Here is an 18,386-nt window from a genome sequence, read left to right on the forward strand (position 1 = left end):
TGGTTTCGGCGACTGGCGCGCCGCCGACGCCTTCGGTTGCGGTCGCCACGGCATTCGCCGTTGCGGCGGTGAGCGCGGGCATGCCTTCGAGGGCGGCAAGCGCCTGCTGATAAGCTTCCTTGCCAGCGCCGGCCGGTACGGCAGCGAGGCGATCGAGTGCCGTCGAGGCCCAGCCCTTCAGCTTCGCGATGGCGGCCGTCACATCCGCGGCCGCGCCGGCCGGCGGCGCAAAGCCGGTGATGCCCTTGAGTGCAGCTTCGAGCGCCGTGCGGGCGGTCTGAATCTCCGCCGGCGCCGCATTGCGGCCCTCGGAGAACAGCGTGACGAACTGCTGCTGCAGGACGGTCACCTGCGCGGCCATGCCCTCGATGGAGGTATCGGCAGCGGATGACGCGGCCTTGACCACGGTTTCAGCCTTCTCGATGGCCGGTGCCAATGCATCGGCAACGGCCGTCTCGATCGACCCCAGGGCGGCGCCGACGGCAGAGGCATCGCTCGGCAGGGCCTGGAGGCGGGCAAGCGCAGAGGTTGCCGCGGCGGAGGCCTTGGCGGCCATCTCGCGCGCCGCTTCGCCCTCTTCTGCGCCAGGCTTGAACTCGGACAGCGATTTCAAGGCGATTTCCGTTGCAGAGCGGGCGGCAGCCAGCTCTTCGGCGGTCGGCATCTTGTTGTTGGCGTACAAGCCCTTCAACAGCGCGATCGCCTTGTCGGCTTCACTGCGCAGCTTGTCGAACATGCCGCCGCCGATGAGGCCGAGCGCCGGGCTGGTGTTGCCCGTTGCATCGTCCTGCGCCACCACGGCGACCTGCTCACCCTCCGGCCGGTCGAACGGAACGGAGGCGCGGAAATCGACCTTGCTGCCGTCCGGGCTCATCACATCGGCGCGGACCGTGTGGCGGCCGACCGAAAGGTTGATCGCGCCATCGGCCACGTAGCGGCCGGCTTCGTCGGCCTTCGCCTCGCCGACAAGCGTGTCGTCGGCATAGATGCGCACGAGCGCACCGGGCTTGGCCGTGCCGGCGATGAACATGCGCTCACCCTCCAGCTCGACGGCCGAAACACGGGCCTGCGCCTTCGTGGCGGCGTCGGTGGAGTCCACCGCAGTGGCGGCCGTATCGGCCGTCGCGGCCTCGCCGGACGGTTGGGTGCCTTCGCCCGTTGCAAGGGCGGTTTGCGTGCCCGCGGCTTGCCCATCGGTAGCGGTCGCAGCTGCGGCCTTCTCTTCAGGGTTCGTCGCAGCCTCGCCTACGGCCGATGCCGTTTCGCCGGCCGCCTGTTCGACAGACTTCTGGGCCACCCCGGCGGCCTCGCCAACAGCCTTCTCGGCTGCTTCCGGCACGGTGATCAGACGGCTTGCCTCGCCTGGCTTGGAGACCATGGCGAGCAGCTCGCCGCTGCTGTTCGTCGGCACGGAGACGGTTGCAACCTCTTCGGAGGTCTTGGCAACGCCCTTGTCGTCCTTGGTGTTGAGGGTCAGCTGGTAATCCCCCGCCGCGAGCGGCTGGTCGAAGACGGCGGCGAAATCGCCGGACGGGCCGATATCGGCCGTCGCGACGACGGTTTCGCCATTCTTGATTTCCAGCTTGGTGTTCGGCTGGCCGCGACCGGCGATCACCGTGGAGCCGTCCGGCTCGACACGCAGCAGATCGAAGGCGGGCGTGACCCAGCCGGTTGTGGGGTCGGCCGGCGTCGTCTCGGCCTTGGCCGTTTCCTGGGTCGCGGTCTCCGTCCCGGTTGCGGTGCCGGCAGCCGGCTTCTCGACCTCGGTCGTCACCTCGCCGCTGGTCGCGGTTTCGGCCGTCTCCGGGCGGGACTGCTTGCCCTCGGCCGTCGTGGTCTCACCGCCACCCTCGGCCGGCTTGTCGACCAGGTTTGCGACGGTCGTTTCCACCGGCTTGTCCTTGTTCATATTGGGCAGCACGAAGAAAACCATGAGCAGCGTTGCCGCCGCCAGCACGATCAAGGCCACCAGACCCGTCTTGTTCTTCATCATCAACTCTCTTTCTGTCCCGGTTTCCCGGGGTCCCCTCCTGAAATTGCTATCGATTCGCAGTGTTTTACACAAGGTTCAGGGGGCAATCCGGGGCTTCGGCCCCGTGCTTTTTCGTCATTATCCTTGACGGGCTCCCGGCGGGGTGGCTGAATCACCTCATGAGTGAACAAACCTTGCCGATTCGATCCGTCTGCGTTTACTGCGGCTCCCAGCCGGGCCGTGATTCGTCCTATATCGCCGCCGGGCGACGTCTGGGCCAGGCGATGGCCGAAAACCATCTGCGCCTCGTCTATGGCGGCGGCACGAAGGGCATCATGGGGGCGGTCGCCAGCGGCGTGCTCTCGCATGGCGGCCGCGTCACGGGCATTATACCGCAATTCCTCGTGGATATGGAGGCCACCCGTCATTCACTGGGCCAGCTCAGCGAATTGATCATCACGCCCGACATGCACGAGCGCAAACACAAGATGTTCGACCGCGCCGACGCCTTCGTGGCGCTGCCGGGCGGCATCGGCACGCTGGAAGAAATCGTCGAGGTGATGACCTGGGCGCAGCTCGGCCGCCACCGCAAGCCGATGGTCTTTGCCAATATCGGCGGCTTCTGGGATCCGATGCTGAAGCTCATCCGTCACATGGCGGACGAAGGCTTCATCCATACCGCCCATCTCGTCCAGCCGCTCGTCATCGACGATCCGGAAGAGATCGTCGCAGCGCTCGTCGATCATTGGGCGGGACAGGTCGACCGCGACGGCGAAGCTGACATTATCGCGCGCCTCTGAAGCGTTCTGCTAAAGCATTGTAAAAAGCCGAAGGTCCGCAACCTTCGGCTTTCTGTTTGCCCGTCACTCCGCCGGCTTCAATTCCGCCGCCGCGGCACGCCTTGCCCGCGCAGAGCGCAGCATCGAGCCGGAATAGAGGAACAGGGCTGCCCAGATCAGCACGAAGGCGATCAGCTTGGTGGTGCCGAAGGGTTCGCCGAAGACGAAGACGGCGATGATGAAGATCATCGTCGGGGCGATATACTGCATGATGCCGATGGTGGAGAGGCGCAACAGCTTGGCACCATTGGCGTAGATCATCAGCGGAATCGCAGTGATGACGCCGGTGGCGAGCAACCAGAGCACGTCCGTCATGCCGGTATCGCCGAAATGGCCCTGCCCCGTCGATTCCAGCCAGATGATATAGCCGGTCGCCGGCACGCTGAGCAGCAGCACCTCGAGGAAGAAGCCCTGGTTCGGTCCGATCGGCAATGTCTTGCGGAAGAAGGCGTAAAAACCCCAGGACAGGCAGAGGCCGAGCGACACCCATGGCAGGCCGCCCGCATCGAAGGCGAGGATCGCCACCGCGCAGGCAGCAAGCCCGATCGCCACCATCTGCGCCGGGTCCGGCTTTTCCTTCAGCAGGACCGCGCCTAGGAAGATCGAGAAGAGCGGATTGATATAGTAGCCGAGCGCCGTCTCGATGGTGCGGCCGGCGCCGATCGCCCAGACATAGATGCCCCAGTTGACGGTGATCAGCGTGGCCGTCAGCGTCGCCATGGCGAGCATGCGCGGCGAGCGCAGTGCCGCCTTGATATCCCCCGTGCGGCCGAGCCAGATCAGCACGAGGCCGGCCAGCGGCACCGACCAGACGATGCGGTGCGCCACCACTTCCGAAGCCGGAATGTGGGCGACGGCCTTCATGAAGAAGGGCAGGAAGCCCCACAGCACATAGGCGGTCAGGGCAAAGGCAAAACCGCGGGGCGAATCGCCGGTTTGGAGGCCGCTAGAGGAATTCGCGTCGGCCATGGTGTCATTTCCCGTCGATTTATGGAATTTCCGAGGGAAATACTCCAATAGACGTGAATACACCAATTCATTCCGGTGAAGGGAGGATGAGCGACGCTGAACCTCGCTCCCCTACTCCGCAGCCACCCGGCCAGCATCCCCGCGGTTCTTCAGGAGCTTGTAGACGATGGAGTCCATCAGCGCCTGGAAGGAGGCGTCGATGATGTTGTCGGAGACGCCGACCGTCCACCAGCGCGCGCCGGTGCCATCCGTCGATTCGATCAGCACGCGGGTGATCGCCTCGGTGCCGCCGTTGAGGATACGCACCTTGTAGTCTGCCAGTTCCAGATCGGCGATCTCGGCCTGGTACTTGCCGAGGTCCTTCCGCAGCGCGAGGTCGAGCGCGTTGACCGGGCCGTGGCCCTCGGCAACCGACATCATCGTCTCGCCATCGACGATGACGCGCACGACGGCTTCGGACACTGTCTTGAGCTGGCCGTTCGCATCGTAGCGGCGCTCGACCATCACGCGAAAACTCTCGACATGGAAGAAATCCGGCACCGTGCCGAGCGTGCGGGAGGCAAGCAGCGCGAAACTCGCATCCGCACCCTCATAGGCATAGCCGGTCGCCTCGCGATCCTTGACGATCTGGATCAGGCGGTCGAGCTTCGGGTCATCCTTGCCGACCGTGATGCCGCGCAGCTTCAGGGCATTGATGAAGTTCGCCTTGCCGCCCTGGTCGGACACCATGACCTTGCGCAGGTTGCCGACGCTCTCCGGCGTAATGTGTTCGTAGGTGCGCGGATCCTTGAGCAGCGCCGAGGCATGGATGCCGGCCTTCGTGGCGAAGGCGGAAGCGCCGACATAGGGCGCCTGATGGTCCGGCGAGCGGTTGAGCAATTCGTCGAAGGTGTGCGCCAGCTTGGTGAGGCCGGTCAGTTTTTCCGTATCGATGCCGATCTCGAAGCGCGCACTATAGGCTTCCTTCAGCGCCAGCGTCGGGATGAGCGTTATGAGATTGGCATTGCCGCAACGCTCACCGATGCCGTTCAGCGTGCCCTGGATCTGGCGCACGCCCGCCTCGACCGCGGCCAGTGAATTGGCGACGGCCTGGCCCGTGTCATTGTGCGCGTGAATGCCGAGGTTTTCGCCCGGCACGCCGGCGGCGATGACGGTTTTCACGATCGCCTGCACTTCCGACGGCTGCGTGCCGCCATTGGTGTCGCAGAGCACCACCCAGCGGGCGCCGGAGGCGAAAGCCGTGGTGGCGCAGGCGAGCGCATAGCCCGGGTTCGCCTTGTAGCCATCGAAGAAGTGCTCGCAATCGACCATGGCCTCACGCCCGGAGGCCACGACGGCCCTCACCGATTCGGCGATGCTTTCGAGGTTCTCCTCGTTGGAACAGCCGAGCGCGACGCGCACGTGGTAGTCCCAGCTCTTGGCGACAAGACAGATTGCATCGCTCTTCGAATCGAGGAGCGCTGCAAGACCCGGATCGTTGGAAGCGGAAATGCCGGCGCGCTTCGTCATGCCGAAAGCGACGAACTTGGCGCGGCCGGTGCGTTTCTTCGCGAAGAAAGCCGTATCCGTCGGGTTGGCGCCCGGATAGCCGCCCTCGACGTAATCCAGGCCGAACTCGTCCAGCATGCCGGCAATCGCAATCTTGTCCTCGACGGAAAAGTCGATGCCGGGCGTCTGCTGGCCATCGCGCAGCGTGGTGTCGAAAAGGTAGATACGGTGTTTGCGCATGTTTCAGACTTTCCCCGCGAACGTGTCGGTCGCGTAGATCAGGCGGTCGAGGATGCCGGGCTCGGAATAGGCGTGGCCCGAGCCTTCGACGAGGTAGAACTCCGCCTCCGGCCAGGCCTTATGCAGCTGCCAGGCGTATTTGGCCGGGCACGGCATGTCATAGCGGCCATGCACGATGACGCCGGGAATGCCGGTTAGCCTGTGCGCGTCGCGCAGGAGCTGCCCCTCATCCAGCCAACCGGCATTGACGAAGAAATGGTTTTCGATGCGGGCGAAGGCGTGGGCAAACTCGTCCTCGCCGAACTTGTCGCTCGTCGACGGCTCCGGCAGAAGCGTGATCGTCTCGCCTTCCCACAGGCTCCAGGCCTTGGCGGCGGCGATGCGCGTCGCCTTGTCGTCGCTTGTCAGGCGGCGGTGGTAGGCGAGCATCATCTCGTGGCGCTCTTCGGGTGGGATGGGGGCAATGAAGCGCTCCCACTTGTCCGGAAACATTTCAGAGACCCCGAACTGATAGTACCAGTCGAGTTCGCCCTTGGTCAGCGTATAGATGCCACGCACGACGAGTTCGGAGACGCGCTCCGGATACTTTTCCGCATAGGCGAGCGCCAGCGTCGAGCCCCAGGAGCCGCCGAAGACGAGCCACTTTTCCGCACCCGCCATTTCGCGCAGCCGCTCTATATCGGCGACGAGGTGCCAGGTCGTGTTGGCCTCCAGTTCCGCGTGCGGCGTGGACTTGCCGCAGCCGCGCTGGTCGAACAGCGTCACGTCGTAGAGCGCCGGATCGAACAGCCGGCGATGGTTGGGCGAGATCGTGCCGCCGGGGCCGCCATGTAGGAAGACCGCGGGCTTTGCGCCCGGCGTGCCGGCACGCTCCCAGTAGATGACGTGCCCGTCGCCGACGTCGAGACGGCCAGAAGCATAGGGTTCGATTTCGGGATAGAGGGTCCGCAAGGCTTCACTCATAATTTCAATCCGTGGGCAGGCCAGTTTTCAGTCTCGTGGTCGGGGTGCTGGAAGGAGATGATCTGCTCCTGCTGGCTGTAATAGTTCGGGTCGTCATGCACGGGTGCAGCGAAAATCGCCTCGACCCAGGGAAGGCGCGAGCCGTAATTGACCTGGATCTGCGGCGCGAGATCGCTGCGGTCGTCGAAGGCGCCAATCGCGATCTCCAGCCCGCCGGGATGTTTGTAGGTCAGCGGCGTGCCGCAATGCCTGCAGAAGCCGCGGGCGATGTTGATCGAGGACTGGAAATAGGTCGGCTCCTCGCGCGTCCATTCCGTCTCGCCCTTGGCGGTGACGAGCGGACCGAAGAAGCCGCCGAACTGCTTCTGGCACATACGGCAATGACAGATCGACGGACGGCCGAGCTCACCCTTGATGCGGAAACGGACGGCGCCGCACTGGCAGCCTCCGGTACGAACGGTCTCGGTCATGTCTATTCCTCCGGCGGCCAGTGATCGGTGTCGTAGTCGGGATGCTGACGGTTCGAGTCGCGGATCGTGAGGTGGCGCTCCGCCCCACCCTCGCCCTCGTTGCTTTCGCTTTCGGCAAGTTTCGGCAGCTGGGAAAACCAGACGACGCGCGATTCGACACCGGATTGCGCGATCGGGCGCACGTCGTCCGGATCGTCGAGAGAACCGAGTGTCACGTTGATATGGGCCGAGGCGAGGCCGTCATAGAACAGCGGCGTGCCGCAATCCCGGCAGAAGCCGCGGCGCACGATCTCGGATGACTGGAACCAGCCGGGCTCGCCGCGTGTCATCGAAAAACGCTCCCGCGGCGCATTGGCGAGCGGCAGGAAATAGTTGCCGGCCGCCTTCTGGCACATGCGGCAATGGCACAGATGCGGATCGCCGAGCGTGCCCTCGACGCGGTAGCGCACCGCGCCGCATTGGCAGCCGCCGGTATAGATGCGCGAAATGCTCATGGCTTACGCTCCGGCGACCAGTCGTCGGTGTCATGGTCCGGGTGCTGATAGGAGACGAGGTCGGCGAGGAAGGAAGCGGCATCCTGGTCCGCCATCGTGTCCTCGCCCGGCAGGTCGTGGATCGCATCCACATAGGGCAACTTCGCCTCGATGCCCCACTGGATGCGAGGGGCGATCTCGGCCGGATCGTCGAACGACGCGATGGTGAGCGCCACGCCGTCCGGCGCCTCATAGGTCAGCGGCGTTCCGCAATCGACGCAGAAGCCGCGATAACCATGGTTCGACGACTGGAACCGCTTCGGCTCGCCGCGCGTCCAGGTCAGCTTGGCGGCCCGGACGGAAACCAGCGGCAGGTAAAAATTGCCGCTCGCCTTCTGGCACATCCGGCAATGACAGACCGATGCATCCCCGAGCGCGCCCTCGACATGGAAGCGCACAGAGCCGCACTGGCATCCGCCGGTGTAGAAGGGCGTGGTCACCTCTTCACCTCCCACGTCGTCACGCGCTCGCCCGTTTCCGGATCCTTGCTGTCCTTGAGCTGGACGCCCTTGGCGGCGAGGTCGTCTCGGATCTTGTCGGCCTCGGCGAAGTTCTTCGCCTTCAGCATTTCGAGACGAAGCTGGATGATCGAACCGATACTCTCCTCCAGCGCCTTGGACACCTCGGCCTTCTTCGGCGCGATGCCGAGAAGCTCGGCGCTGGCGGCGAAGACGGGGAGCATCAGCGGATCGCTGTTGGCGCATTGGGCAAGCGCGTGCAGCGCCTGCACCGCCGCGACGGTGTTGAGGTCGTCACGCAGTGGCGCCAACACGCTTTCATCCACGCGACCGTCGGCCGGGTTTCCGCCGGCCGGCCACTTGGCGAGGAGGCGCTCGGCCTCCTCCAGACGCTTCACGCTGAAATCGATCGGCTCGCGGTAGTGCGTCATCAGCATGGCAAGACGCAGCACCTCGCCCGGCCATTTGCGGCCGCCGAACTTTTCCTCGTCCAGCAGTTCCGAGATCGTGAAGAAGTTGCCCTCGGACTTCGACATCTTGCGGCCTTCGACCTGCAGGAAGCCGTTGTGCATCCAGACATTCGACATGACCTTGGTGCCATGCGCGCAACGCGACTGGGCAATCTCGTTCTCGTGATGCGGGAAGATCAGGTCGAGCCCGCCGCCGTGAATGTCGAAGGTCTCGCCGAGATAGGCGGCAGCCATGGCTGAGCACTCAATATGCCAGCCCGGGCGACCGCGGCCCCACGGAGAGTCCCAGCCGGGCTCTTCCGGCGAGGAGAGCTTCCACAGCACGAAATCGCCGGGGTTCTTCTTGTGCGCATCGACCGCGACACGGGCGCCGGCCTGCTGTTCGTCGAGGTTGCGTTTCGACAGGTCGCCGTAGTCGGCCATGGAATGCGTGTCGAACAGCACCTCGCCGCCCGCCTGATAGGCGTGACCGCGCTCGATGAGCCGTTCGATCAGCGTGACCATGTCCGACTTGCCGTCTTTGCGCGGCTGCACGAATTCGGTGGCGCGCGGCTCGTGCGTCGGCAGCATGGCGCCGAGCGCTTCGATATCGGCATGGAACTGGTTCGCCGTCTTCTCCGTCACGCGCCGGATCGCCGCGTTGAGCGACAGTGCGCCGCTGGCGATCTCACCGCCGAAATCGCGCAGCGCCCGGGCGTTGATCTTGTCGTCGACGTCCGTGATGTTGCGGGCATAGGTGACGTGGTTTTCGCCATAGACATGGCGGAGCAGCCGGAACAGCACGTCGAAGACGATGACCGGGCGGGCATTGCCGATATGGGCGAAGTCATAGACCGTCGGGCCGCAGACATACATGCGCACGTTGTCTGGATCGATGGGCGCAAAGGGCTCCTTCGACCGCGTGAGCGTGTTGTACAGCGTCAGGACCGGTTTTTCGGCCATAGAAATCTCCCAAAAGGCGTAAACCCGGCTGGCCGGGTCGTTGTCATCCAGGGATTTTGGGGGACGAAAACGGCCGGGCCAGCGCGTGCGCTAGCGAATAATGCTCCGGCGGATGCAGAGTACCGTTTTCATGGCCTGCTTTATCGCGCCATGCACGCGTCCGGTCAAGCGGGCGAATGGCTTTCCCGACGAAAATCCTGTGCGCTTCCGCCTGTTACCGCGGTGACACGGCGCCCTCTGTCCGCATGAGAGAAAGGAGCCATCGAACCGGCCCGGAAGCGCCGGAAAACCAGGGGAACGCCATGAGGAATACGAAATGCGAGGATGCCAAGACATGTGAAAATTCCGAACGCTGCGAGGAGCGGCCGCCGTCCGGCGAGAAGCAGGAAAACCCGTTCAGCCTGCGCGCCATCATCACCGCCTTCCTTCAGGGGCGCGTGCGCCAGACGCCACGCAAATGAATGTTATCAGCAGTCACAATTGTTGATCGCAAAAACCCGCCCTTTTCGACCATTCGCCGCAGAGCGATCAAGATTTGAGCAGAATTTGGCCGAACAGGTCCCGTAAATGCATAGGTCATTGGGGCCGCGACCAGGGGAAGTTCGAATGGGCCGCCCGATGAAAGACACTTCAGGAGAGTGACAATGTCTACCGCACGCACTGAAACAGTGCAGAATACCGAAGCCAAAGAGAACCTTCAGAAGCGCTACAAGCCGCTCGGCCTGCGCGCCGTCGTGGCGGCCACGCAGTGCAAGCCTGAACAGAAGCCCAAGGACAAGCGCCGCGGGCATGACATTCCGGCCGTGCTTCAGCCGCTCTACGACTGAGCCGCTTCGAGGCAGCAGGACTTCTTGATCCTAGAATAGCGAAAGCTGATCTGACGGTGGGGGCGCTTGTGCGCCCTTTTTCGTTTCCGGCGGCATTTCCTCGACCGGAAGCAGGATATCCGGCCCCATATTGGCGACCTTGTTGACGCTGTCGGACACCGGGATCGCCTCGAAGAATCCTTCGTCGATCGGCTTCATGAGATCCACGACGTCCCGCGGCTCCTGGGTCTTGCAATCGAGCCAGCGTGAAAAGTCTTCCGGACGGATGACGACCGGCATGCGGTCGTGAACGCGGGCGATGTCGTTGTTCGCGGCCGTCGTCAGGATCGCGCCGGTATCGACTTCCGAACCGTCGGCCGAGGACCAGGTTTCCATGAGGCCGGCAAAAGCAACGACCTCGCCCTTCTTCGGGCGGATAAAGTAGGCCTGCGACTTCGCCCCCTTCTCCGCCGGCCGGCGCCATTCGAAAAAGCCGGAGGCAGGCATAAGAATGCGACGGTGGCGCATGGCGGCGCGGAACGAGGCCTTGTCGATCGCCGTTTCGGCGCGGGCATTGATGAGCAGAGGAAAATCGCGCGGATCCTTCACCCAGCCCGGCATGAAGCCCCAGCGCACCAGCATCGCCTTGCGCTCCGGCAGGTTGCTGCCGGGCTCGTGCTTGTCGCTGGCGACGACGATCAGCACCGGTTGCGTCGGCGCGATATTGTAGCGCGGCGGCGGGTCCTCCATGTTCACGACATTGAGGAACTCGCGCATGAGATCGGCCTTGGCCAGCAATGCAAATCGTCCACACATGGCGTCGTCATCGCACTTTGCCTATAAGGGGTCAATGAAGCGCAAGCGAACCGGACCGCGATGAAGAAATCGAAGAAGCCCCAGCCCGCCTCCTCCGCCATCATCGAGCGTGACGGGCGCTATCTGCTCGTGCTGCGCAGCAAGCCGCCATCGGACGCCATGTACGCTTTTCCCGGCGGACGCGGCGAAGACGGCGAGACGCCGGCCGAAACGGCGCTGCGCGAACTCCATGAGGAAACCGGCATTCGCGCCGAAAAACCCATGCTTTTCGCGACCTATGACCTGCCCGGCCATGAAGACGGCCCCGGCAGCCCGTCCTTCTTCCTCTCGGTCTTCAAGGTGAAGGCCGACGAGACGGCGGTCGCCGTCGCCTCCGACGATGCGGCAAGCGTTGGCTGGTATTCGGCAGAGGAGATCCAAAACCTACCCGCGCCCGACAGCGTGCGCGAGTGCATCAGCCGACTGGAAGCCGAGCGGGCGAAGCGGAGTGCATGACGGTGATTCGCCTTGTTCTCCTCTTCAGTCTTCTCTTCGGAGCGCCGGTTTTCGCCCAGCAGGCGGCCGGTGACAAAGCCAAGGAAACGCCGAGCACTGCCCCCGTCGAGGAAAAGCCCACGCCCTATGACGAGCGGCTGGAGCGGCTTTCCGAAATCATCGGCGCGGTCCACTACCTGCGCAATCTGTGCATGGACAAGGCGGAGGACAATTGGCGGGCATCCGTGCAACGGCTGATCGACATGGAAGCGGCAAACGAGCCGAAGCGGCAGGAAAAACTGACCGCCGCCTTTAATCGTGGATACCGTTCCTTTGCCGCCATCTATACCGCTTGCACCGACTCGGCGGTTGTCGCAGAAGAGAGATACCGTAACGAAGGTGCAACACTTGCCACAGAAATTACCGCGCGATTTGGAAATTAGCGGTTAATTAACCTCTTTCTTCAGCAGCCAGTGCCGTTTTGGGAAAAGGCTGCTAAGGTCGTTAACAGTCGAGTAAGAACTGAATGCCGCGCATGGACCGATCAATGGAACCTACTCTCAACGATATCGACGAGATGATCGTACACGAGAAGATGCAGGCCGCTCTGGAATACCAGAACGAAGCCTGGGCTGACGGCATGGCGGACGGTATCGAACCGGAAATCATCGCCGATGCGGCCATCGCGCTTGCGCTGCGCGAGACGATCCGCACGCAGGGCGAACGCGGCGCGGAAGCCATGCTTGATTCGCTGCGCGATCGCATGCTGGCCGGAGAATTCTCCCCCGAGCGCATCCTGCAATAGAGCAATTCCAGCGGAATTGCGTTTAAAATGCTCCAGGCTGGGAAGACAGGTCATGCAGATGTCGGCTGACGGCAACAAGCTGTTTTACAGCGGCCTCATCGTATTGTCGGTGCTTTCTGGAACGACGGCGCTGACCGCGACCGCGCGCCCGGCCTTTGCCCTCAGCGAACTGAAGGACGAACAGGGCCAGGTGCCGCAGAAGCCGGCCGAAGGGGAAAAAGCGCCCCCGGTCGAGACCGAGGAAAAAGAAGAGACCGGCCCGCTCGAACTCCCGATGCCCGACCCGCTGATTCGCCGAAACCAGGCGGTGACCGAGCCGGCGGACAATGACCCCGCCATCGACGACAAGACCGTCGAAGAGCCGGATGTGCCGGCCGAGTTGATCTACGACATCAGCAAGGCGCCGGAACCCGTGCGCCGCATGCGCGAACTGATCGTCGAGGCTGCCGCCTCCGGCGATATCGAGCGCCTGCGCCCCCTGCTCGGCAAGGGCATGACCGAGACGCAGGTCTCGATGGTCGAGACCGAGGAGGGCCCGGTCGAGACGCTGAAGGGCCAGTCCGGCGATCCGGAAGGCATCGAGGTCCTGGCAATCCTGCTCGATGTGCTGGCGACCGGTTTTGCCCATGTCGGCGCGGGCACGCCGGAGGAAATGTATGTCTGGCCCTATTTCACCGAAAAGCCCCTCGCCGGCCTGACGCCGCCGGAAAAGGTGGAGCTGCTGCGCATCGTGACGGCCGGCGATTTTGCCGAAATGCAGGAATTCGGCAGCTACAATTTCTATCGCGTCGGTATTACGCCGGACGGCCAATGGAAATTCTTCGTCACCGGCGAGTGACGCTATAGTACGTCCAGCCATGCGTGATCTGGATGAGCCTTTGCGATTGCGGCTCTCAGCCAGTGCCGTTGCGCCGTGTCGAGCTTCGGCAGCGCGAGCGCAAAATCGGCCTCATCCTTCTCCCGCTGGTATTTAGCCTTGAAAAGCAGGATCGCCTCCGGCGCGAGGTAGGGAATGCCGTCGCTGCTGGTCTGCACCATCTCGCTGCGTGGACGCCGGATCGAGGCATCGCGCTTATAGACCCAGATATCCCGCGTGCCGTCCTCCAGCATCATGTCGACGCGCCAGCGGCGCGCTGCAACATCCTCGCACCAGATCTGTGCGATGTCGGCAGGCGGCAGCGCCTGTGCAGCAAGCGGCTCGACATGGCCATCGCCCACCGCATGGAAACGCAGCCCTGACAGGGCCGTGCGAAACAGCTCAAAGTCATCGCGCAGGATGGTGAATTCCAGATCCTCATGCGGCCGCGTCTCGACGCCATGCCAGAGATCGAGCGCCCAGCCGCCGACGACGCACCACGGCCGCGCGCTACCGGCAAGCCGGCGCGCGAGTTCCGCCGGATGCCAGGCGGACCAGGCGTCGTGTGGCAGGGGCGCTGGTGTCATGATGTCTCTGCCTCGCTCTGGTGGGGCTCCCTTCATAACCATCCCAAGGTTCCGGACAAGAGAATAGGGCAGATGACCAGCAGGGCACCGTCGCTGTGGCAAGAGCGCCGTGACCTTGCGAAAGCCGCCCGGCCATTCTACTTCTGTCTCAACGGGTGCGATGGTGCACCGCCTGCCGCCGGCTGGCGCCGGTGCGCGAAAAATCTGGATCGAATCATGCCTTCCGTCACGCTTTCCGGCCGCGCCTTTCTCCGCCTTTCCGGCAAGGATGCCGAGACCTTCCTGCAAGCACTCATCACCACCAACCTGCCCGACCTGCCCGACGGCGAGGTCCGCCCCGGCGCGCTGCTGACGCCGCAGGGAAAGATCCTGTTCGATTTCCTGATCCGCCGCGACGGCGCGGACGCCTTGCTGATCGAGACGACCGAAGACCAGCGGGATGCACTTTTGAAGCGGCTCACCATGTACAAGCTGCGCGCCGCGGTCGATCTCGCCATCGTCGGCGATGGCGATGTGACGATCACCTGGGACGAGGTTGAAGCCGACGCACCACGCGACGCCCGGTTCGCCGGGGCCGGCCGCGCTGTCTCGCGCCGCTCGGGCGCCGGCGGAAGCCACGATCCGGCGCTTTACGACACGCTGCGCATCAGCGCAGGCGTTGTGGAATCCGGCCGCGACTATGCGCTTTCCGATGCCTTCCCGCACGATATCATCCTGGACCTCACCGGCGGCCTGTCCTTCCGCAAGGGCTGCTATGTCGGGCAGGAAGTGGTCTCGCGCATGCAGCATCGCGGCACCGCCCGGCGCCGGCCCGTCATCGTCAAAGGTGATGTCGCCCTTCCCGAAACCGGCACCGAACTTTTCGCCGGCGGCAAGCCGATCGGCACGCTCGGCAGCGTCTCCGGCGCGCTCGGCCTTGCCATTGTGCGCATCGACCGCGCGGCCGACGCCATGCAGAGCGGTACGCCGATCATCGCCGACGGTGCGCCCGTGACCCTCGAACTCCCCGCCTGGACCGGCCTTGCCTTCCCGCAAGAGGCTTCGGAGGTGCCTGCGCAATGAGCGGAGCGACGCGCGTCAAGACGGAGCCGCGCGCCTGGCAGCGCATGCTGTCCGGCCGCCGCCTCGACCTGCTCAATCCCTCGCCACTCGACATAGAATTGTCCGACATCGCGCATGGCCTTGCCCGCGTCGCACGCTGGAACGGCCAGACCAACGGCGACCATGCCTTTTCCGTGGCGCAGCATTCGCTTGTCGTGGAAACGATCTTCCGCCAGCAGAACCGCTGCGATGCCGGCGAATGCCTCATCGCTCTGCTGCACGATGCGCCGGAATATGTCATCGGCGACATGATTTCACCCTTCAAGGCCGTCGTCGGCGGTGGCTACAAGACGGTGGAAAAGCGGCTGGAGGCAGCCGTCCATTTGCGCTTCGGCCTGCCATCATCAACGCCCGCCGCGCTGAAGGCAAAGATCAAGAAGGCCGACCAGGTCGCCGCCTTCTTCGAGGCAACGGAACTGGCAGGCTTTTCCCATGCCGAGGCCGTCAAATTCTTCGGCGCGCCACGCGGCATCACGCTCGATATGATCGACGTTGCGCCCCTTCCCGCCATCGACGCGCAGCGCCGTTTTGTCGAGCGCTTCGAGGCCCTGGACCGCGGGCGCGGCCCCCTACCCGCGACGGTGTGACCATGGACACGATCGTCGTCGCACCGCTTGGAAAAATTGCAGAACTCGCCGTCCGCCACCGCTGTCGTGAAATGCTGAGCCTTGTCGCCCCGAAACAGGGCTTTCACCGGCCGGCCGTCATCGTCGCCGAGCGCCACATGATCCTTGGCGTCAACGACATCGCCTTTGCCGGCACGGGAAACCTCGTCGCGCCTGGTGAAGAGCATGTCACCGCGATCGTCGGCTTTGCCCGCGGCTGGGACCGACGGGCGCCGCTGCTGGTCCATTGCATGATGGGGGTCTCCCGTTCGCCGGCCGCAGCGCTGCTCGCCGCGCTGGCCGTGGAACCGGATCAGGACGAGCATGAACTCGCACAGCGCCTGCGCCGCGCCTCCGTGCAGGCGACGCCGAATGCCCGGCTGATCGAGATCGGCGACCATGTGCTTTCGCGCGGTGGCAGGCTGATTGCCGCCGTCAAGGCGATCGGCCGTGGCGCGAACTATGTCGGCGACAGCCCGTTCGTCTTCTCCGCGGTGCCGGAGGCGGTCGTGCGATGACGGAGAACAGTGTCCGCCCGCCAGTCGAAATCGGCCTCAATGCGGCGGTCGTCGCGATTTCCGGCCGCAGCCCGTGCATCCTCGCGATCGGCCGCGACGGCACGGATGGTCGCGACGCCCTGCCCTTCGGCCCGTTCGATCCGCAGCAGCACCGCACCTTCGAGACGAGCCTGCGCGCCAGCGTCGAGGCGCAGACGGCGCTGAAGCTCGGCTATATCGAGCAGCTTTACACATTCGGCGACCGCGGCCGCCAGAAACTGCCGGACGAAGCCGGCACGCACATGGTCTCGGTCGGTTATCTCGCGCTCACCCGCACCGACGCCGAGGCCAACGAACGCCTGGCCGAAACCGGCGCGGCATGGCGCGACTGGTACACGTATCTGCCCTGGGAGGACTGGCGGCAGGGGCGACCGCCGGTCATCGACCAGTTGATCCTGCCGGCGCTGAAAAATTGGGCTTCCGAACTGATCAATACGCAACGTGTTCCCCCCCTGCCTTCGCCGCGCAACCGGATGCGCCTCGCCTTCGGCCTGGAGGATTTCCCATGGGACGAAGAACGCGTCCTCGAGCGCTATGAACTGCTCTACGAGGCTGGCCTTGCCGAAGAGGCTGTGACGGACGGCCGTGCCCAATCGTGCGGCACCGCACCCGGCATTGCCATGCGGCACGATCATCGCCGAATTCTTGCAACCGCCATGGCGCGCCTGCGCGGCAAGATCAAATACCGCCCGGTGATCTTCGAGTTGATGGCGCCGGAATTCACGCTCACCGAATTGCAGGCGACTGTGGAGGCGATCTCCGGTCGTCATCTGCACAAGCAGAATTTCCGCCGCCTGGTGGAGGGCGCCGAACTCGTTGAGCCGACCGGCGGCTCCACCGCCGCCACCGGCGGCCGCCCTGCCGCCCTTTTCCGCTTCCGGCGCCGAATTTTCGAAGAACGCCCGGCGCCCGGCCTCAAGGTCGGCATGCGCTGATGGGCGGCGCAAAACCGCTTCGCGCTTTTATCGGCATTGCTTAAATCGGAACTTCTCCACGCCCCTGCCATTCCCCTACCGGCATCAACGATTGGGGAAAGGATCCATGGAACATCAGGCAACCGACATCATCGTCGCGACACGCGCGGCGCTGGCACAGGCGAGCGCACTCGCCGTGCAATATTCCTTCTCTATCCTGGGCGCGCTCTTGCTGCTCGTGCTCGGCTGGTTTCTCTCGCGGCTGCTGCATCGCTGGGCGCTGAGCGGGCTTTCGCGCGTGCGTGGTATCGATATCACGCTGGCGCATTTCTTCGCCAACATCCTGCGTTATGCGCTGCTCATCCTTGTCTTCGTCACCGTTCTCGGCCAATTCGGCGTGCAGACGGCTTCGATCATCGCGGCACTCGGTGCTGCCGGTCTTGCCATCGGCCTTGCCCTGCAGGGTACGTTGCAGAACATCGCAGCCGGCATCATGCTGCTTGTGCTGCGACCGTTCCGGGTGGGCGAATATATCGAGACGAAGGACGTGTCCGGCACGATCACCGAGGTCGGGCTTTTTGCCACCGAACTCAAGACCGGCGACGGTCTCTACCGCCTTGCGCCGAACTCGACGCTCTGGAACACGCCCGTTACCAACTATAGCCGCGAGCGTACCCGAAAACATGACCTCAAGGTCGTGGTGCCGAACGCCCTGGATATCGATGACGAGATCGACCGCCTCTTGGCCATTGCAAGCGACGATCCAACAATCGAATCCGTGCCGCCGCCGCAGGTCTTTGTTGACAGTTTGGAAGAAAGTTCCGCGGTGCTGACCCTGCGCTACTGGGTTGCGACGCGGCAGTGGTTCAAGACGACCAAGGAGATGAACCGCCGCGTGCGCATTGCCTTCGGCCAGCGCCTTGCCGCCAGCGAACCGGAGCCTGACACGATGCAGGCTCCGGCCGAGTAGTTATTCGATCACGGCGCAGGCGAGCCGATCGCCTGCGCCGCCTGCCGGGTTGGTCCGATAGTCGTCCGAACCGGCGTGCACGATCAGCGCGCGGCCGCGGATTCCGCGCTCGGCATCGTCGAGGCGCACCATGGTGGTGTAGATTTGCGCGCGCATCACGCCATCTTCGGAAACATACTGGTTTGGCAGGTCGCCGGCATGCGCCCCGGTTGCGGATGCAAAGCCGTGGTCCTTCTTATCCGGATTGAAATGACCTCCGGCTGACTTATGACCATCGGCATGATCGCACGTGCCGGTCTCGTGGACATGAAGCGCCACCCATTTGCGCGGCTCCAGACCGGAAACCTCCACCTCGAACAGGACGCCGTCATTTCCGGCAGTCAGATGCGCACGGCCGGCCTCCTTGCCGGACTGGTCGACGAAATTGGCCTGCGCGGTGTTCTTCGCCTGCTGGGCGAAAGCGGGTGCGCCCAGTGCCGCAAAGGTGCTCGCCGCGGCGGCGAGCGCAACGATCTTCAACATGATGCGTCCTTCCGATTGATTTCCTACGG

At 64.1% G+C, this 18,386-nt stretch carries 22 protein-coding genes and 1 pseudogene; 12 read left to right on the plus strand and 11 right to left on the minus strand.

Annotated features, from left to right (window positions below; all coding sequences use genetic code 11):
* Window positions 1-841: 841 nt before the first annotated feature.
* A pseudogene (locus AC1RT2_RS17265) lies at window positions 842-1,993 on the minus strand (hypothetical protein); the annotation flags it as partial.
* Window positions 1,994-2,151: 158 nt separating this feature from the next.
* Here AC1RT2_RS17265 and AC1RT2_RS17270 point away from each other — a divergent pair.
* Window positions 2,152-2,772: an LOG family protein gene (locus tag AC1RT2_RS17270; protein WP_069059290.1), complete on the plus strand. Its 621-nt coding sequence runs from the start codon at window positions 2,152-2,154 to the stop codon at window positions 2,770-2,772.
* Between the two features lie 63 nt (window positions 2,773-2,835).
* On the opposite strand, the gene rarD is transcribed toward AC1RT2_RS17270, so the two are convergent.
* The 7 genes from rarD to cysS all read right to left on the minus strand — a co-directional run bounded on the left by rarD (window position 2,836) and on the right by cysS (window position 9,344).
* Window positions 2,836-3,780, minus strand: coding sequence for an EamA family transporter RarD (gene rarD / locus AC1RT2_RS17275; RefSeq protein WP_069059291.1), 945 nt, complete (start codon window positions 3,778-3,780; stop codon window positions 2,836-2,838).
* Window positions 3,781-3,891: 111 nt separating this feature from the next.
* The gene (cimA, locus tag AC1RT2_RS17280) at window positions 3,892-5,508 is read right to left on the minus strand and encodes a citramalate synthase (RefSeq protein ID WP_493103794.1); all 1,617 of its coding nucleotides are present in this window, start codon (window positions 5,506-5,508) and stop codon (window positions 3,892-3,894) included.
* 3 nt (window positions 5,509-5,511) lie between these two features.
* Window positions 5,512-6,471, minus strand: a complete 960-nt coding sequence (gene pip / locus AC1RT2_RS17285; RefSeq protein WP_493103795.1) for a prolyl aminopeptidase — start codon at window positions 6,469-6,471, stop codon at window positions 5,512-5,514.
* Window positions 6,468-6,941 carry a GFA family protein gene (locus tag AC1RT2_RS17290; RefSeq protein ID WP_493103796.1) on the minus strand — a complete coding sequence of 158 codons (474 nt, stop codon included), beginning with the start codon at window positions 6,939-6,941 and terminating at the stop codon, window positions 6,468-6,470. Before AC1RT2_RS17290 ends, pip begins: the two co-directional genes overlap by 4 nt.
* Window positions 6,942-6,943: 2 nt before the next feature.
* Window positions 6,944-7,435: a GFA family protein gene (locus AC1RT2_RS17295; RefSeq protein WP_493103798.1), complete on the minus strand. Its 492-nt coding sequence runs from the start codon at window positions 7,433-7,435 to the stop codon at window positions 6,944-6,946.
* Entirely contained in the window at window positions 7,432-7,914 is a 483-nt protein-coding gene (locus AC1RT2_RS17300; protein WP_493103799.1) for a GFA family protein, read from the minus strand. The genes AC1RT2_RS17295 and AC1RT2_RS17300 overlap by 4 nt, the downstream gene beginning before the upstream one ends.
* Entirely contained in the window at window positions 7,911-9,344 is a 1,434-nt protein-coding gene (gene cysS, locus AC1RT2_RS17305; protein ID WP_493103800.1) for a cysteine--tRNA ligase, read from the minus strand. Before cysS ends, AC1RT2_RS17300 begins: the two co-directional genes overlap by 4 nt.
* A gap of 302 nt (window positions 9,345-9,646) precedes the next feature.
* Between cysS and AC1RT2_RS17310 the strand changes: the two genes are divergently transcribed.
* Both AC1RT2_RS17310 and AC1RT2_RS17315 read left to right on the plus strand, forming a co-directional pair.
* On the plus strand, window positions 9,647-9,805 hold the full coding sequence (locus AC1RT2_RS17310) for a hypothetical protein (protein ID WP_444797651.1): 159 nt from the start codon (window positions 9,647-9,649) through the stop codon (window positions 9,803-9,805).
* A 183-nt stretch (window positions 9,806-9,988) separates the two neighbouring features.
* Window positions 9,989-10,171 carry a hypothetical protein gene (locus AC1RT2_RS17315; RefSeq protein WP_069059298.1) on the plus strand — a complete coding sequence of 61 codons (183 nt, stop codon included), beginning with the start codon at window positions 9,989-9,991 and terminating at the stop codon, window positions 10,169-10,171.
* A gap of 30 nt (window positions 10,172-10,201) precedes the next feature.
* Here the strand turns inward: AC1RT2_RS17315 and AC1RT2_RS17320 are convergent, their stop codons facing one another.
* Window positions 10,202-10,966, minus strand: coding sequence for an SOS response-associated peptidase (locus tag AC1RT2_RS17320; protein WP_493103802.1), 765 nt, complete (start codon window positions 10,964-10,966; stop codon window positions 10,202-10,204).
* 60 nt (window positions 10,967-11,026) lie between these two features.
* Here AC1RT2_RS17320 and AC1RT2_RS17325 point away from each other — a divergent pair, with 60 nt between their 5' ends.
* From AC1RT2_RS17325 to AC1RT2_RS17340, 4 genes are all read left to right on the plus strand, one after another.
* Window positions 11,027-11,461, plus strand: a complete 435-nt coding sequence (locus tag AC1RT2_RS17325) for an NUDIX domain-containing protein (RefSeq protein WP_069059300.1) — start codon at window positions 11,027-11,029, stop codon at window positions 11,459-11,461.
* On the plus strand, window positions 11,458-11,883 hold the full coding sequence (locus AC1RT2_RS17330) for a TIGR02301 family protein (RefSeq protein WP_493103804.1): 426 nt from the start codon (window positions 11,458-11,460) through the stop codon (window positions 11,881-11,883). Before AC1RT2_RS17325 ends, AC1RT2_RS17330 begins: the two co-directional genes overlap by 4 nt.
* Window positions 11,884-11,975: 92 nt before the next feature.
* A complete protein-coding gene (locus AC1RT2_RS17335) occupies window positions 11,976-12,245 on the plus strand; it encodes a hypothetical protein (protein ID WP_150129906.1) in 270 nt (89 codons plus the stop codon).
* A 58-nt stretch (window positions 12,246-12,303) separates the two neighbouring features.
* Window positions 12,304-13,083 carry a hypothetical protein gene (locus tag AC1RT2_RS17340; protein WP_493104020.1) on the plus strand — a complete coding sequence of 260 codons (780 nt, stop codon included), beginning with the start codon at window positions 12,304-12,306 and terminating at the stop codon, window positions 13,081-13,083.
* 2 nt (window positions 13,084-13,085) lie between these two features.
* Here AC1RT2_RS17340 and AC1RT2_RS17345 read toward each other — a convergent pair whose 3' ends face one another.
* Window positions 13,086-13,688 carry a nucleotidyltransferase domain-containing protein gene (locus AC1RT2_RS17345; protein ID WP_493103807.1) on the minus strand — a complete coding sequence of 201 codons (603 nt, stop codon included), beginning with the start codon at window positions 13,686-13,688 and terminating at the stop codon, window positions 13,086-13,088.
* Window positions 13,689-13,904: 216 nt separating this feature from the next.
* On the opposite strand from AC1RT2_RS17345, the gene ygfZ reads away from it, so the two are divergent.
* The 5 genes from ygfZ to AC1RT2_RS17370 all read left to right on the plus strand — a co-directional run bounded on the left by ygfZ (window position 13,905) and on the right by AC1RT2_RS17370 (window position 17,835).
* Entirely contained in the window at window positions 13,905-14,750 is an 846-nt protein-coding gene (gene ygfZ / locus AC1RT2_RS17350) for a CAF17-like 4Fe-4S cluster assembly/insertion protein YgfZ (RefSeq protein WP_493103809.1), read from the plus strand.
* Window positions 14,747-15,376, plus strand: coding sequence for a YfbR-like 5'-deoxynucleotidase (locus tag AC1RT2_RS17355; RefSeq protein ID WP_493103811.1), 630 nt, complete (start codon window positions 14,747-14,749; stop codon window positions 15,374-15,376). The genes ygfZ and AC1RT2_RS17355 overlap by 4 nt, the downstream gene beginning before the upstream one ends.
* 2 nt (window positions 15,377-15,378) lie before the next feature.
* Window positions 15,379-15,912, plus strand: a complete 534-nt coding sequence (locus tag AC1RT2_RS17360; protein WP_493103813.1) for a tyrosine phosphatase family protein — start codon at window positions 15,379-15,381, stop codon at window positions 15,910-15,912.
* Window positions 15,909-16,886, plus strand: a complete 978-nt coding sequence (locus tag AC1RT2_RS17365) for an NUDIX hydrolase (RefSeq protein ID WP_493103815.1) — start codon at window positions 15,909-15,911, stop codon at window positions 16,884-16,886. Before AC1RT2_RS17360 ends, AC1RT2_RS17365 begins: the two co-directional genes overlap by 4 nt.
* 106 nt (window positions 16,887-16,992) lie before the next feature.
* Window positions 16,993-17,835 carry a mechanosensitive ion channel family protein gene (locus AC1RT2_RS17370; RefSeq protein WP_493103818.1) on the plus strand — a complete coding sequence of 281 codons (843 nt, stop codon included), beginning with the start codon at window positions 16,993-16,995 and terminating at the stop codon, window positions 17,833-17,835.
* Here the strand turns inward: AC1RT2_RS17370 and AC1RT2_RS17375 are convergent, their stop codons facing one another.
* A complete protein-coding gene (locus AC1RT2_RS17375) occupies window positions 17,836-18,354 on the minus strand; it encodes a superoxide dismutase family protein (RefSeq protein WP_493104022.1) in 519 nt (172 codons plus the stop codon).
* Window positions 18,355-18,386: the final 32 nt, after the last annotated feature.

Source organism: Shinella sp. GW821-FHT11G07 (assembly GCF_058808115.1).

Excerpts from the sequence above, each read along its gene's own strand:
- cysS (WP_493103800.1), bottom strand. The coding sequence starts at position 9,344 with ATGGCCGAAAAACCGGTCCTGACGCTGTACAACACGCTCACGCGGTCG.
- AC1RT2_RS17295 (WP_493103798.1), bottom strand. The coding sequence starts at position 7,435 with ATGAGCATTTCGCGCATCTATACCGGCGGCTGCCAATGCGGCGCGGTG.
- AC1RT2_RS17345 (WP_493103807.1), bottom strand. The coding sequence starts at position 13,688 with ATGACACCAGCGCCCCTGCCACACGACGCCTGGTCCGCCTGGCATCCG.
- AC1RT2_RS17355 (WP_493103811.1), top strand. The coding sequence starts at position 14,747 with ATGAGCGGAGCGACGCGCGTCAAGACGGAGCCGCGCGCCTGGCAGCGC.
- AC1RT2_RS17340 (WP_493104020.1), top strand. The coding sequence starts at position 12,304 with ATGTCGGCTGACGGCAACAAGCTGTTTTACAGCGGCCTCATCGTATTG.
- AC1RT2_RS17330 (WP_493103804.1), top strand. The coding sequence starts at position 11,458 with ATGACGGTGATTCGCCTTGTTCTCCTCTTCAGTCTTCTCTTCGGAGCG.
- AC1RT2_RS17360 (WP_493103813.1), top strand. The coding sequence starts at position 15,379 with ATGGACACGATCGTCGTCGCACCGCTTGGAAAAATTGCAGAACTCGCC.
- AC1RT2_RS17335 (WP_150129906.1), top strand. The coding sequence starts at position 11,976 with ATGGACCGATCAATGGAACCTACTCTCAACGATATCGACGAGATGATC.
- AC1RT2_RS17315 (WP_069059298.1), top strand. The coding sequence starts at position 9,989 with ATGTCTACCGCACGCACTGAAACAGTGCAGAATACCGAAGCCAAAGAG.
- rarD (WP_069059291.1), bottom strand. The coding sequence starts at position 3,780 with ATGGCCGACGCGAATTCCTCTAGCGGCCTCCAAACCGGCGATTCGCCC.
- pip (WP_493103795.1), bottom strand. The coding sequence starts at position 6,471 with ATGAGTGAAGCCTTGCGGACCCTCTATCCCGAAATCGAACCCTATGCT.
- AC1RT2_RS17290 (WP_493103796.1), bottom strand. The coding sequence starts at position 6,941 with ATGACCGAGACCGTTCGTACCGGAGGCTGCCAGTGCGGCGCCGTCCGT.
- ygfZ (WP_493103809.1), top strand. The coding sequence starts at position 13,905 with ATGCCTTCCGTCACGCTTTCCGGCCGCGCCTTTCTCCGCCTTTCCGGC.
- AC1RT2_RS17370 (WP_493103818.1), top strand. The coding sequence starts at position 16,993 with ATGGAACATCAGGCAACCGACATCATCGTCGCGACACGCGCGGCGCTG.
- AC1RT2_RS17325 (WP_069059300.1), top strand. The coding sequence starts at position 11,027 with ATGAAGAAATCGAAGAAGCCCCAGCCCGCCTCCTCCGCCATCATCGAG.
- AC1RT2_RS17320 (WP_493103802.1), bottom strand. The coding sequence starts at position 10,966 with ATGTGTGGACGATTTGCATTGCTGGCCAAGGCCGATCTCATGCGCGAG.
- AC1RT2_RS17365 (WP_493103815.1), top strand. The coding sequence starts at position 15,909 with ATGACGGAGAACAGTGTCCGCCCGCCAGTCGAAATCGGCCTCAATGCG.
- cimA (WP_493103794.1), bottom strand. The coding sequence starts at position 5,508 with ATGCGCAAACACCGTATCTACCTTTTCGACACCACGCTGCGCGATGGC.
- AC1RT2_RS17310 (WP_444797651.1), top strand. The coding sequence starts at position 9,647 with ATGAGGAATACGAAATGCGAGGATGCCAAGACATGTGAAAATTCCGAA.
- AC1RT2_RS17270 (WP_069059290.1), top strand. The coding sequence starts at position 2,152 with ATGAGTGAACAAACCTTGCCGATTCGATCCGTCTGCGTTTACTGCGGC.